This is a genomic window from Bacillus sp. RC240 (assembly GCF_044907945.1).
Lineage (GTDB): Bacteria > Bacillota > Bacilli > Bacillales > Bacillaceae_G > Bacillus_A > Bacillus_A mycoides.
On sequence record NZ_JBIYCT010000009.1, the window covers coordinates 96878 to 110997 of the forward strand.

The following is a 14120-nucleotide window of genomic DNA, read 5'->3' on the forward strand; positions in this document are numbered from 1 at the left end:
TGTAAAATAGAGGCAGGAAAATGGAGGGGTTTCTATGAAAAAGTATTTTATATACAATGAACATCTAGGGATTGAATTGCCGAACATACAAGAAAAATGGGAAGACATCTCTGAACAAGCGCAGCATTCTATTTTATTAAAATGGGAGCAAGTTCGCGGAAAAATACCTGATCGTATACAAGAGCTTGAACGTCATATTAATCAAAAACAACATTGCTTAAATAACGAAGAGAATTTCGAAATTTCCTGTAGGCTTAATTCAGAAATTGCCGATCTTGCTTCAATTATTAATGATCTTTGGCTTTGGTATCGTCTAACCCAAAACGTATCTGAGGGAAAAGCACACCAATGAAAAAAGCATGCCCCTCAATTACTTTGGGTCATGCTTTTTTGTCGTAACACGATTTACAATATATTTCTTGTGCTGTTTTCGCCAAACACACATCAAACGGACCAACTAATATACTTCTTTCTTTTGGCAACTTTACAAAAGCAACTAGCTCTTCTTCATATTGAATCTTTTTCTGACATGAAACACATTTTAATTCTTTTCTTTTAAACATGTCTTTTAGCATATCTCCATTCTCCCCCTCATCTATCTATATTAATATACTCTCATAATAGTTAGAGCTTGTAAAAAAATGACACATCACAAAGTAAGGGATTCATATACTATGTACAAAAGGAGGCCTCAAAATTATGCGTGCTTTCATTATTATCACTCTAACATTTTTAAGTGTGATTAGCTGGGATGCATTTTTTAAAGATAAAAGTGACGAAAACAATACTACTAAATGAAAACTCTTCTTTTCTTACTTATTGGACAAACTTCTAAAAACTGCCCAATCCTGCAAAATCACTTAGGCTTTTCTACAAAAATATTTAAACATAACATTTTTTGTAGATTCCCTCCGGTTATTGTCGGTTTCCATCCGCATGCATTTTTTGAAAGTATGATATAATAATATAAATCTTGAAGGAAGGGATTTTGATATCATGATCGCTCGAAGGAGCATGTGGCATCGTATTGACGAATCATACACGTAGCGTATTTTTCAGCTCAGATACTTTAGTCTAGCGAAAAAAATACGAGAGTGGGGAAATTATGATTGCCCGAAGGATAATTTGGCAAAAAAAAGACTCTTCTTACACATAGCGTTTTGTTTAGGACTTAATTGTTACTAGCTAAACAAAACAAAGAAGAGCAGGATTGCTAAATGAAGAATCCTACTCCACGTTTTGTTTAGTCGTTTTAAGACTTAAACTAAAACGAAGGTAGGGAGAATTGATGGACGAGAGGATTATTCGTTATTTCTTCAGCGACATATAGCGTAGTTAGTTTTTTTCGTAAACTAACTGAAAGCTACATGTGAGCTCGTAGTTAGTTTACAACACAACAAGGACTACTAACTACGGAAAGAAGGAATAACGATGAGGAACATCCAAAGTCGACAAATTATTAAAGAAGTTTTTATGGTTTTAATCGGTTCATTTATTTTAGCAGCAGCGCTATATCACATTCACTTCCAAAACCACTTAACAGAAGGTGGCTTTGTAGGTATTGCACTATTTATCCAAAATTTTTATGATATTTCACCATCCATTTCAACTGTAGTAATGGATATCCCTATTATTTTACTATGTGCTTCATTTTTAGGTAGAAAAATGGTTGGCTACTCATTCCTAGGTTCGATTTCATTCGGAGTATTTTATTCTCTTATGGAAAATTATTCTCCATTTACGGTCGATTTATCAAATAATTTATTTATAGCTGCAGTAGTTGGCGGTGCGTTAGCTGGTATTGGACTCGGTTTTATATTGCGATTTGGCGGTGCAACCGGCGGAGACGATATTTTAACAATTATATTAAGTAAACGAACTCGTTTTACAATTGGGCAAATTTTCTTCGTCTTTGACGCGATTGTTCTTGCGCTTTCATTATATTATTTAAATTGGACAGAAATTGCTTTTACTATTCTTTCGATTGCCGTACAGGCAAAAACATTGGATTTAATTTATTATCCAAAAGCAGAAAAGAAACCAGTATCTATTCCAATGTCCAAAAAGCATGCAACAAATTAAAAAAGCGAAAGGCCTCGGCCTCTCGCTTTTTTTATGCTCTTTTTTCCTTCTCGACTATGTGGCGCACTTGATAAAATCTATTTGCAAATTCAGTAACGCTTCTTGTTAAACGATAGTTCACTGTAGACCCAATTGCCATTCCAATGACCGGAATACCTTGGAATAATTTACGACGAAGAGCATAAATCGAAAATGTTTTCAAAATTTGTTTTAACACAACTTCAGTAGAAGCTGGCTGTAATACCGCTTCGTCTCCTTCATAGAAGAATGAGTCTTCTTGCTCTAGCTCTTGCAGTAAATTGTACCATGCGTATTGCTGAAGCCTTCCTGGTAGTAATGATGCATGAAACACCTTTAACGCAAGCATCATTTCATACGGCTTGTTCACATCATGTCCAAATGATGTTGCAATAAGTTGAACAGCTTTCACATTTAACGCGATCATAACCGGAAAATCAGCTGTTAATAATAATAACCCCCCAGCACCCGTTGCTCCGCCTTGTACGAATGAATATAGGCGATGTCTTGCTGTTTGCTGCTCTGCTATGTATGTTAATTGATCAATAGATAACGCCTTCAAATCTTCAAGTTGCTCAATTGATTCATCAAATAATCTCGATGTTCCTAAAATGCGATTACGTGCATCTAACTGTGATTGTGAACTTTGAATAAGTGCATGCAAATGAAAGAGCCATCCATCTGCTTTCGTAAAGAAATCTTTTCGTTTTTTCTCAGGCAACTTCGCAATTGTAGTATGTACCCATTTATCAAACATTTTTTGAAAATCGGTCGCTTCTTGCTCAACTAATTGCGATTCCCATTCTTTTATATTGTCTAAAATGGCTTGTTCTCGCTTCGATCGCATCGCAACAACCACCTCGTTCGATTTTTTTCTATTGTAACATATTTCCGCTTGTTCTTTGCAAATATGCTTGTCTATCTTTATTCACATACCATTTTTTAGTGACATAAAATATTAGCAAAAAGGATGAGATGAATCACATGAATCTATCCAATATAAAAAAAGAATATAATGCAGTATTCAGCTTAGGACAAAACTGCTGGCCTGCTTGGGCTTTATATCAATTCGAATTATCACCATTTTTTGGTGTTATCGATTTTATGCTAAGCCCTTCATTAGAAAAAGTGAATTTATTATTACAAAATCGATTTGACCGTTTTTTACAGTTCGAAAACTTATCCTTCATCTCATTTTGGGATGATGATGCGAAATTAAGACTACGTGACAGCCTATATGAAATCGACTCCTGTCACGACTTTAAAACAGATGTAAACACACCAACATCCTGGCCTTCTTATACAGAAATTAAGTTAAACTATGAGCATCGAATTAATCGTTTTCTAACTACAATCGAAACGGCAGAATCCACATTGTTTATTCGGACGGGAGGAACATACGAAGAAGCACGTTCCTTGGAACAAATTTTATCTCAAATAGTTAAACATACATTCTCTGTCCTATTACTCATTCCTGAAGATGTACCAACTATCGCCCAAGAAGATTGGGGATTACAAAACATTTGTGTTATAAAATGCCCTATTATGGATGTATATCAGTACAATGAAGCATTTTGGAATGACTTATTTGATGGAATCACGATTCGGCCAAACGCTTAAATACACGTCACCTTTTATCACACCCTGCCTTATAATCATCCTTATACAAAATAAATAAGGAGTGATTATATATGTATCCACGTGCAAAAGCTTTTGGCATTGCTATACATCACGGTCGCCTTCTCGTACAAGAATATCATACAGGCGATGAAACATATTACCGACCTCTTGGCGGATCAATTGAACTTGGTGAAAAATCAGCACATACTGTTATTCGCGAATTTCAAGAAGAGCTTCACACAGAAGTGGAAATCACCAATTATTTAGGCTGCTTAGAAAATATCTTTCATCTTGATGGAGAAATTGGTCATGAAATCATTCAGCTATATTCTTTACGCTTATTAGACACATCACTATATGAAATGGAAAAAATGAATATACAAGATGAGCAAACCGTATCGTATGCGAAATGGATTCCCATTACAGCTTTCATTCAGAAGGAAAAAGTGCTATATCCAGATGGAATTTTAAACTATATCCAAAAGAAAAAAGACGAAATCCTATAGGATCTCGTCTTTTTTTATATAGTATATTAACCAATATCTCCAAGACGTAATACGTCACGAGCAATCATAACTTCTTCGTCAGTTGGAATTACGATAATTTTTACTGGAGAGTGTGGGAAGCTAATGAATGCTTCTTCACCGAATACGTTATTGCGTTTTACGTCGAAGTATACGCCCATGTACTCAAGGCCTTCTAATACGCGCTCACGAATAATTGCACTGTTTTCACCTACACCAGCTGTAAAGATGATAGCGTCAACGCCTTTCATACGAGCTGTGTAAGAACCGATGTATTTATGGATACGGCTCACGAACACGTCAAGTGCTACTTTCGCACGGTGGTCGCCTTCTTCTTCTTTCGCAATGATGTCACGTAGGTCACTAGAGTAACCAGTAAGACCTAACATACCACTCTTCTTGTTTAATACGCTAACTACTTCTTCTACAGTTTGGCCTGTTTTTTCCATGATGTATGGAATTAACGCAGGGTCAATGTTACCAGAACGTGTACCCATTGTTACACCAGCAAGTGGAGTGAAGCCCATAGAAGTATCGATAGACTTACCGCCTTCTACTGCTGCGATACTTGCACCGTTACCTAAGTGACAAGAAAGTAGGCTTAAGCTTTCAATTGGACGACCTAATAATTCAGCCGCACGCTCAGTTACATATTTATGAGAAGTTCCGTGGAAACCGTATTTACGGATGCCAAATTTCTCATAGTACTCATATGGTAAGCTGTATAGGAATGCAGATTCCGGCATTGTTTGGTGGAATGCTGTATCGAATACTGCTACTGCTGGTACGTTTGGTAGTACTTCTTGGAATGCTTTAATACCAACAAGGTTTGCTGGGTTGTGAAGTGGTGCTAAATCGCTTAATTCTTCGATATCAGCTAATACTTCAGCATCAATTAAAACAGAATCAGCAAATTTTTCGCCGCCGTGTACAACACGGTGACCGATACCGCCAATCTCATCAAGAGATTTTACGATTCCGTTTTCAGTTAATTTCTTAAGAAGCATGTTAACTGCTACTGCATGATCTGGGATGTTTGTAATTTCTTTTTGTTTTTCGCCATTTACAGTAATTGTGAAGATACTATCTTCTAAACCGATACGTTCTACTAAACCTTTTGTTAATACTGTTTCACTTGGCATTTCAAATAATTGGAACTTTAACGAAGAGCTTCCTGCGTTAATCGCGATGATTTTTGACATCTAGTCTTTCGCCCCTTTTTCTCTTGGTAGTTGTGTGGATCATTCCACAAACCGCTCGATTTTATCTAATTAAATTCACTCATTATGAAAACGTTTCATCATTAGTAAATTTTATACTCACGATTTTAATTTAAACATCGTCCGACATATATTTCAAGTGAAAAAATTGTAACACCAAGAAAAAAAATATATTACAGATTTCAAAAAAATTCAGTTAAATCTTGTATATATTAAAAAACATTACATATTCTATAAAACTGTACTACATTAATTACTAACCCTGTTACATATATATCGTATTATTTATGTGTTGCAAACCAAGTATTCAATTGATCCATAATGTTCTCCATAGCCTTCATGTTAGAGAATTTAGGTAATTCCACTAGTAGTGCCTGTTTCGGCATTGTTACACCTTGGCCTTTCTTTTGGAGAACAAATATACTTTTTGCATTTTTCTCGTTTTTAAACATGGAAACAGGAAGCTGTAATAATCCTTGAATAAAGCATGTCTCTTTAATGAATGCATGTAGCTTTGGCGCTTGATCACTTTCAAAAATGAAGTTTGGTACTAAGAAGAATAAATACCCGCCTTCTTTCGTATGTTTCACACTTTGTTCAATAAATAAGTGATGTGCATATGACATTCCTTCATTTGCTTTTAATGTATATTCACTTGCAACAATTTCATTTGGATAATAACCAATTGGTAAATCTGAAACGACTGCATCAACTGGATCAATATAAAGTGGTGCTAGTCCATCTTGGTGGAAGAATTCGATTGCATGCTTTTGTAAATTTGCATTTACTAAAGCAAGTTTAATTAACACCTCATCCACTTCTACACCAAATCCACTCATTGTTAGTTCTTCTTTGGCGCTATTAAACAATGTAGTCATTAAGTTACCAGTTCCAATTGCAGGGTCTAAAACAGTAATTTCTTTTTGACCTTGCATAAATTTATGGAATAAGTAGCTCATGAACATTCCAACTGCATCTGGCGTCATTTCGTGATTCGCTTGTACGCCCTCTTTCATTCCTTTTAAAATGGCTAGCTGAAATGCTTTACGAATTTCTTCCCCTTTATATGTTTCTTCATTAAACGTACTATATTCACGAGTCAACCTTTCAATTGTTGATTCGGATAATTCCTCTTGTAAAATCGCTCCTTCAAACAAGTTATCACCTGTTTCTACAAGCGCCTCTAAATATGTTACATCTAATTCTTTACGTAAAACTACCGTAGAAGAATCAAAAATAGAAAATAATGTTTCTACTGCCTGACTCACGTACATTCCTCCTTCTCTCTTTTACACATAACTTATATCATACCATAATCTAAATTTTTCCCAAAAGAAAAAGCGACCTCTTGCAAAGAGCTCCCCTTCAAGTTGTTTATGATGTAACGTCTTTTCTCATATATTGGTTCGGTTAACAATACATGAGAAAAGACGACCTCTTCTAAAGTAAAACTTTAATGAGAGGTCGTCTTCATTTACATTACTTCGCAGATTTAGCTGCTTCTAATGCTGCTTCATAGTTTGGATGGCTTGTACCTTCGCCTACGTATTCTGCGTAAACTACTTTGTCATTGCTATCTACTACGAATACTGCACGAGCAAGTAAACGAAGTTCTTTCATTACTAAGCCGTAAGCTTCACCGAATGAAAGGTCACGGTGATCAGAAAGTGTTACAACATTTTCTAAACCGTTTGCTGCACACCAGCGTTTTTGAGCGAATGGTAAATCAGCGCTAATTGTTAATACTTTCGCGTTTTCAATACCTGCTGCATCTTCGTTAAAACGACGAGTTTGTGCATCACATACACCTGTGTCGATTGAAGGTACAACACTAATTAATTTCACTTCACCTTTGTATGTTTCTAAACTTACTGGAGATAAGTCATTTGCTAATACTTGGAAGTTAGGCGCTTGATCGCCAACTTTAACTTCTGTTCCAACTAAAGTCATTGGGTTACCTTTAAAAGTTACATTTGCCACTTAAAAATCCTCCCTTATTTTAAACAAAATATGTACAATGTAAATGATAGTTTGTCCCTATCGATAATGCAAATAAAATCGCTTTATTTACAAAAAAATTAAAGAAGCTAATCCACTGATCAGCTTCTTTATTCGTTAAATTTGAAATTCAGGATCATCTTCTTTTCGTTTATCCATCATTTCTTTCACTTTATCAACAGCTTGTGGCGCTAATTCAATTATTTTATCGATGACGTGTGTTTGCTTATCTAAGTGTAATACTTTCACACCTTCTCCATTTATAACAAGAAAGGCAACAGGATTAATAGAAACTCCTCCACCACTTCCCCCGCCAAATGGATGACGGCCTGAATGTTCTACTTTACCAAATTCACTTCCACCAGCAGCAAATCCAAAACTGACTTTCGAAACTGTAAGAATTACACTTCCATCTGCCGCTTTAATTGGGTCACCAACAATTGTATTTACATCAGTCATTTGTTTTAAATGCTGCATTGCGGTTGTCATTAAACCTTGAATTGGATGTTCCATTCTATATCCCCCCTATGCTTGAACAGATTTTTCTGTCATACCAGATTTTTGCTTTCTCATAAACATGAGTAATTTTATCGCTGTTTTTACAGTACGGAATATACGAAAAGATGCTGTTAACTCGCATCTTGATGCAAATCCCTTTCCTTGAAAAACAGGAGTAATTTCAAATTCTGGTACGTCGACAATATGCATATATTGTCCTACAACTCCAGCAGCCATTCCTTTTGTCCCCCATGCATATCCAGTGACAATTCCAGTACTAGCCGCGTCGCCTGCTCCAATTTGCGTATGCCATTTCCAACCATTGATTTTCACTCTTTTGAGAAAATCTTTAACAATAGTATGAACGTCTTGAAGCTTTTTTATCAGTTCCCCTATACTATCGAGTTGTGCCATAATTTTATTATCTATTCCGCCGTCCTCTTCAGCTTTTTTAATTTTTTGTCCTGTCTTCTTCTGCTGTTTTTCAATTCTTTCCAATACATCAAACGTATATCGAATCATCCATATTTTCACTTGAAATAAACATTGTTTTTCCATTTCTGAATATAAAAACGTCACCTTAAGCGATATTTTCGATAATAGTATAAGCAAAATAAAAAGTAGAAGAATTATCATTCCAATTACGAGCCACTTCATTCGTACCATCCTTTCACTCCATACCCATTATCGACAAGTTTATTCATCATTAAACAGACTTTGATAAAATTGAATATAAAAATTTTTCTAAAAATAAAAAGGAATTTTGACAATTTATATCGAAATATACTATTTGAACATATCATCCAGAAACATACTCTGACGATATGTAGCACTAAGAATAGAAAATTTAACTGCAGTGGAGGGATACATAATGGCAAATCGTCGCAATTTATTTTTCTTTTATGGTGATGACAAAGTAACGCTCGTTGAAAAAATGAAACCAGTATATCGTATTTTAGAGGAGAATGGATTTACCATATTAGATCATCCAAAAAATGCAAACGCTATCGTCAGCGTTGGAGATGATGGGACTTTCTTACAAGCCGTTCGTAAAACCGGCTTTAGAGAAGATTGCTTATACGCAGGTATTTCTACGAAAGATGAAATTTCTTTCTACTGCGATTTCCACATCGATCACGTTGATACAGCCCTTCAAGAAATTACAAAAAACGAAATTGAAGTGCGAAAATATCCAACAATTAAAGTAGATGTAGATCACGGTACATCTTTCCATTGTTTAAATGAATTCACATTACGCTCTAGTATCATTAAAACATTTGTCGTAGATGTACACGTCGACAATTTACATTTCGAAACCTTTAGAGGTGATGGATTAGTTATCTCCACACCAACAGGAAGTACCGCTTACAATAAATCATTACATGGTGCAGTTGTCGATCCACTTATCCCATGTTTCCAAGTAAGCGAACTAGCATCTTTAAATAACAACACATACCGTACACTCGGGTCACCATTCCTTTTAAATCACGAGCGTACGTTAACTTTAACACTTAAACCAGATGGAAATGATTATCCTGTTATCGGCATGGATAACGAAGCACTTAGCATTAAACAAGTGGAAAAAGCCGTTGTTCGTTTAAGCGATAAACAAATTAAAACTGTTAAATTAAAAAACAACTCTTTCTGGGAAAAAGTACAGAGAACATTTTTATAGTAATCAAAAAACCCTCGAATTATGGGATTTCCATAATTCGAGGGTTTTTTATTTATCAAATGCAACTTGATGCTGTTTCACAAAACATTTTGGAACAGGACAACAGTATATGAAATTATATCAACGATTTTTCGAATGTATCTATCACAAGTCAAAATATATCAACGATTTTACCCAAAATATCAATTTACGACATCATCAGCCTACCTAAAAAGAGGAAGCATCACCAACATGTATTTTCGGAGCCGCTCCCTCAAATTTTTAGACGTCTTTTCTATAAACAATCTTCCCATCAATGACGGTCATTTCTGCCTGTACTTCTTTTATTTCTTCCGCCTCAATTTCAAAAATATTGCGGTCTAATATCGTAAAGTCTGCTTCATATCCTTTTGTAATTTGTCCTCGCTTTCCTTCTTTTCCAATTGCATACGCACTTCCTGTTGTAAATAAAGAAACAGCCTCATATACCGTTAATCTTTCTTCTGGGATATAACATACACCATCAATAAAACTTCTACGTGTAACAGCACTATATATACCTAAAAACGGATTCACTTGTTCAATTGGAGCATCAGAGCCTCCATTACAGTGTAATCCTGCATCCAGTAACGTCTTCCAAGCATACGCATAACGAAGACGGCGTTCTCCTAGTTTTTCAATCACTGATGGAAAATCCGATGAAACAAAGACTGGTTGAATATCAATAATAGCTGGCAATTGTTTCATTCTTTCAATCAACTCTTCACGAGCTAGCTGACAATGAATAATACGGTCACGTAATCCTTCTGCTGGTGGATGTAATTCAAGCGCATCAATGACATATTCAAGCGATAAATCACCAATTGTATGAATCGCAACTGGCATATGTAAATCTCGTGCTTTTTTCACTAAACCTGCAAGCTCTTCACGTGAGAAAATGGCAACTCCATTTGTTTCCTTCGCATCTTCATACGGTTCACTTAATAAAGCTGTTCTTCCGCCAAAAGAGCCGTCAGAAAAAATTTTCATCGCACCAAATTCAATATAGTGCTCATTTTCATATTCTTTTCGTTCATTCGCTACTTCATGGTGAACGAGTAAATGCGCTTTAAACCGCATTTCTTTTATAACGTGTGAAAACGCATTGTACGTTTTTTGAAAGCCGCCATAATAATTTAAGTCTTCCGTATGTCCGCCAACGAGTCCGTATTGCCAGCAGTCTGAAATCGCTGTTTGCAGAGCACTTTGCAAATACACTCCATCTATTTCGGGCTGAACATGTTTAATTAACTCTTGTCCTTGCTCATATAAAAGTCCTGTTAAATTATTTGACGCATCACGGCCAATTTTCCCGCCCTTTGGATCTTGCGTCGCTTCTGTTATGTTCGCTTCTTGCAATATGTATGAATTCACCCATGTCACGTGACGACAAACACGCTTTAATAAAATCGGATGTTCTTTAGAGATTTCATCTAAATCACGTACATGAACTTGTTTTGTATCTGTAAAATTATTTTCATTCCATCCTTCTCCGATAATCCAAGATCCTTTTGGCGCTTCTTCTACGCGCTTCTGAACAAAAGTAAGTACTTCGCTATAAGATTTGCAATTTGATAGATCTAGACGAAGCAACCTCTCCCCATGCCCAATAAGATGCATATGGCTATCAACCAGCCCTGGAATCATCGTTTTCCCTTTTAAGTCATATAACTTCACTTCTGAATATCGGTTTTCTAACTCTTCTTTATTCCCTATATCAACAATGACGCCATTTTCAACGTAAGTAGCTTCTACTTTTTCATTCTCTTCTCGCATAGTGTAAATGGTGCCGCCATACCAAATTTCTCCCATATACTCATCCCCCTTTTCCCTTTAGTCTACGAAATTCATTCGTATAAAAAAAGCACCATTTCGATTAAAAATGGTACTTTTCCAAAAATTAATTTTGTTCAGTAGGATTCGTTGTAATTTGCCATTCAATGCTAAATTTATCTTTTACTTGTCCGTAAGCTGGGCTCCAGAAAGTTTCTTGAAGTGGCATAATAACTTCTCCACCTTCTTGTAACTTATCGAATACTTCTTTCGCTTTTTCTGCATTACTAATTCGAACTGCAATTGTCACTTGAGATCCAATCGTATGCCCCTGACCTGGGAATGTATCAGAAATCATAAGTTCCGTATTACCAATTTTCAAATGAGCATGTGCAACGCGCTCTTTCGCTTCAGCTGGAATTGGGTATTCTGGATTTTCAGGCATCTCACCAAAAGTTTGTATTACTTCTACTTTTGCGTCTAACGCCTCTTTATAAAGCTGTACAGCCTCTTGCCCACCACCATCTAAAACTAAGTACGGATTAATACCTAAAATCATACGGACACCTCTTTTTTTAATTTACAAAATCGAACTTGTGTTCGTTTTTATAATATCATCGTTTTACATTTCATTCAACTATTTACTTCCCTATTTTCAAAATTATTTTGAAGGAAGCTCCATTTCTTGTTTTCTAAGTTCAATACGGCGAATTTTTCCGGAAATCGTTTTTGGTAGTTCATCTACAAATTCAATTTTGCGAGGGTATTTATATGGTGCAGTCAATTCTTTGACGTGTTGTTGGAGCACTGGAATTAATGTTTCTTCGTTCTTGTCTATATTCTCTCTTAATACGATAAATGCCTTCACGACACTTCCGCGAATTTCATCAGGGCTTGCAACAACCGCACATTCTCTTACGTAAGGATGTTTTACAAGCGCATCTTCTACTTCAAACGGGCCGATTGTATAGCCAGAGCTAATAATAATATCATCACCGCGCCCTTCAAACCAGAAATAGCCTTCTTCATCTTTTTTCGCTTTATCACCCGTAATATAATAATCACCACGGAATTGCATCGCTGTGCGCTCATCGTCTTTATAATATTGTTTAAAGAGTGCTGGTGTTTCAATGTGAACTGCAATATCACCAACTTCTCCTACCTGTACAGGAGTTCCTTCTTCATTTACGATATCAACATGGTTGCCTGGCGTCGGTTTTCCCATTGATCCTGGTCTAATGTCCATCCCTTTCATTATCCCAACGAGTAATGTGTTTTCCGTTTGCCCATAACCGTCTCTTACTGTAATATCGAAATACCTTTGGAACGTTTCAATGACTTCCCTGTTTAACGGCTCACCTGCCGATACAGCGCTATGTAACGCTTCTAAATTGTACTCACTTAAGTTTTCTACCTTTGCCATTAATCTATACTCAGTCGGTGTACAACAAAGTACATTCACCTTATTATCACCTAATAAATTTAAATACGTTTTTGGTTCAAACTTACCATTGTATACAAATCCTGTTGCACCTGAACCGAGAGTCGCTACAAACGGGCTCCAAATCCATTTTTGCCAACCTGGACTAGCCGTTGCCCATACAACATCTTCTTCTTCGATTCCGAGCCAGTTCGGGGCGCTTGTACGTAAATGAGCGTATGCCCAGGCATGCGTATGAACAACTCCTTTTGGATTCCCTGTCGTCCCTGACGTATAAGATAAAAAGACCATATCTTCTTTATCCGTCTTCGCCATTTCTAACGTATCACTTTCCGTTTCTAATGCTGTTTTTAAATTCGTCCATCCATCTACTGATCGCTCGCTCAGGACGAATTTTTGAAGAGATTCCACCGCTTCTACGCCGTCAAATTGTCCAATATACGGTTCGTAACTTACGATAGCCTTTACTTCTCCGTGCCCAATACGATACTCGATATCTTTTTTACGCAACATTTCTGAGCTTGGAATAACGACAAATCCTGCTTTAATCGCAGCAATATACGTCATGTAAGCTTCAATTAAGCGCGGCATCATAATAAGGAGCTTGTCCCCTTTTTGTAAGCCACTTTTTATAAAAGCGTTTCCAATTCTATTCGCACCTTGCATTAATTCAAAATATGTAATCTCTCGTCTATTCCCTTTATCATCTTGCCAAATTAAAGCAAGCTTCTCTTTATCACTCGTATATTTCTCTATTTCCGAAACTAAATTATAAGACGGCGGCGCTAACAATTCCTCTCTCTTCATATAACATCCTCCTTTATTTCTATGCCTCCCTTATATAATAAAGAATTTTCAGTAAATTTTGAACCCTCTTCTTTTGACAATTTTTTTATATTTATGTCGAATTGATGTATGAATGTATAGCGACGATGTTTTTAACATAACGATTCATCGGCAAATAACGACGAAAACGACAAAAAGAAAGAGCGGGAGAACCCGCTCTTTCTAAGCCATCGTATATGGGATTATTTTTGGTAACCGCCTAATTGTTGCTCAGCTAGTGAAACTAGACGTTTAGTAATTTCGCCACCAACAGATCCGTTAGCGCGAGATGTTGCATCAGCTCCAAGTTGAACACCAAACTCTTGAGCGATTTCGTATTTCATTTGATCTAATGCTGCTTGAGCACCAGATACTGCTAATTTATTTGTGCTTGCCATGTTGTATCACCTCCTTGTGAGTATAGAGTG

Annotated in this window: 16 protein-coding genes; 5 read left to right on the forward strand and 11 right to left on the reverse strand. The window is 36.3% G+C overall.

What is annotated here, in order from left to right; all coding sequences use genetic code 11:
• Positions 1 to 34 precede the first annotated feature (34 nt).
• Positions 35 to 352: a radical SAM protein gene (locus ABH955_RS23300; RefSeq protein WP_113935732.1), complete on the forward strand. Its 318-nt coding sequence runs from the start codon at positions 35 to 37 to the stop codon at positions 350 to 352.
• Positions 353 to 380: 28 nt separating this feature from the next.
• Here the strand turns inward: ABH955_RS23300 and ABH955_RS23305 are convergent, their stop codons facing one another.
• On the reverse strand, positions 381 to 575 hold the full coding sequence (locus ABH955_RS23305; protein WP_002067549.1) for a hypothetical protein: 195 nt from the start codon (positions 573 to 575) through the stop codon (positions 381 to 383).
• A gap of 856 nt (positions 576 to 1431) precedes the next feature.
• Between ABH955_RS23305 and ABH955_RS23310 the strand changes: the two genes are divergently transcribed.
• Positions 1432 to 2082: a YitT family protein gene (locus ABH955_RS23310; protein WP_404443624.1), complete on the forward strand. Its 651-nt coding sequence runs from the start codon at positions 1432 to 1434 to the stop codon at positions 2080 to 2082.
• 31 nt (positions 2083 to 2113) lie between these two features.
• On the opposite strand, the gene ABH955_RS23315 is transcribed toward ABH955_RS23310, so the two are convergent.
• A complete protein-coding gene (locus tag ABH955_RS23315; RefSeq protein ID WP_098586020.1) occupies positions 2114 to 2947 on the reverse strand; it encodes an EcsC family protein in 834 nt (277 codons plus the stop codon).
• A gap of 137 nt (positions 2948 to 3084) precedes the next feature.
• Between ABH955_RS23315 and ABH955_RS23320 the strand changes: the two genes are divergently transcribed.
• Entirely contained in the window at positions 3085 to 3720 is a 636-nt protein-coding gene (locus ABH955_RS23320; RefSeq protein ID WP_002138623.1) for a DUF1796 family putative cysteine peptidase, read from the forward strand.
• Positions 3721 to 3791: 71 nt separating this feature from the next.
• Positions 3792 to 4226, forward strand: a complete 435-nt coding sequence (locus ABH955_RS23325) for an NUDIX hydrolase (RefSeq protein WP_002138624.1) — start codon at positions 3792 to 3794, stop codon at positions 4224 to 4226.
• Positions 4227 to 4252: 26 nt separating this feature from the next.
• Here ABH955_RS23325 and ackA read toward each other — a convergent pair whose 3' ends face one another.
• From ackA to ABH955_RS23350, 5 genes are all read right to left on the reverse strand, one after another.
• The gene (gene ackA, locus ABH955_RS23330; protein WP_002015546.1) at positions 4253 to 5446 is read right to left on the reverse strand and encodes an acetate kinase; all 1194 of its coding nucleotides are present in this window, start codon (positions 5444 to 5446) and stop codon (positions 4253 to 4255) included.
• A 299-nt stretch (positions 5447 to 5745) separates the two neighbouring features.
• Positions 5746 to 6732, reverse strand: coding sequence for a class I SAM-dependent methyltransferase (locus ABH955_RS23335; protein ID WP_404491726.1), 987 nt, complete (start codon positions 6730 to 6732; stop codon positions 5746 to 5748).
• Positions 6733 to 6943: 211 nt separating this feature from the next.
• Positions 6944 to 7444 (reverse strand): thiol peroxidase, encoded by a 501-nt coding sequence (gene tpx / locus ABH955_RS23340; protein WP_002015549.1) that lies wholly within the window; start codon positions 7442 to 7444, stop codon positions 6944 to 6946.
• 135 nt (positions 7445 to 7579) lie between these two features.
• A complete protein-coding gene (gene ytfJ / locus ABH955_RS23345) occupies positions 7580 to 7975 on the reverse strand; it encodes a GerW family sporulation protein (RefSeq protein WP_048544422.1) in 396 nt (131 codons plus the stop codon).
• Between the two features lie 12 nt (positions 7976 to 7987).
• Positions 7988 to 8626: a DUF2953 domain-containing protein gene (locus ABH955_RS23350; RefSeq protein ID WP_002129404.1), complete on the reverse strand. Its 639-nt coding sequence runs from the start codon at positions 8624 to 8626 to the stop codon at positions 7988 to 7990.
• Positions 8627 to 8831: 205 nt separating this feature from the next.
• Here ABH955_RS23350 and ABH955_RS23355 point away from each other — a divergent pair, with 205 nt between their 5' ends.
• On the forward strand, positions 8832 to 9635 hold the full coding sequence (locus ABH955_RS23355) for an NAD kinase (RefSeq protein WP_002015552.1): 804 nt from the start codon (positions 8832 to 8834) through the stop codon (positions 9633 to 9635).
• A gap of 261 nt (positions 9636 to 9896) precedes the next feature.
• Here ABH955_RS23355 and ABH955_RS23360 read toward each other — a convergent pair whose 3' ends face one another.
• The 4 genes from ABH955_RS23360 to ABH955_RS23375 form a co-directional block, all read right to left on the reverse strand.
• Positions 9897 to 11465 carry an amidohydrolase gene (locus ABH955_RS23360; RefSeq protein ID WP_404491728.1) on the reverse strand — a complete coding sequence of 523 codons (1569 nt, stop codon included), beginning with the start codon at positions 11463 to 11465 and terminating at the stop codon, positions 9897 to 9899.
• Between the two features lie 88 nt (positions 11466 to 11553).
• Complete coding sequence (locus tag ABH955_RS23365; protein ID WP_404454270.1) at positions 11554 to 11985, reverse strand: VOC family protein; 432 nt, start codon at positions 11983 to 11985, stop codon at positions 11554 to 11556.
• A gap of 102 nt (positions 11986 to 12087) precedes the next feature.
• Positions 12088 to 13674 carry an acyl-CoA synthetase MbcS gene (gene mbcS / locus ABH955_RS23370; RefSeq protein WP_404443643.1) on the reverse strand — a complete coding sequence of 529 codons (1587 nt, stop codon included), beginning with the start codon at positions 13672 to 13674 and terminating at the stop codon, positions 12088 to 12090.
• A 221-nt stretch (positions 13675 to 13895) separates the two neighbouring features.
• Positions 13896 to 14090 (reverse strand): alpha/beta-type small acid-soluble spore protein, encoded by a 195-nt coding sequence (locus tag ABH955_RS23375; RefSeq protein ID WP_000168891.1) that lies wholly within the window; start codon positions 14088 to 14090, stop codon positions 13896 to 13898.
• Positions 14091 to 14120: the final 30 nt, after the last annotated feature.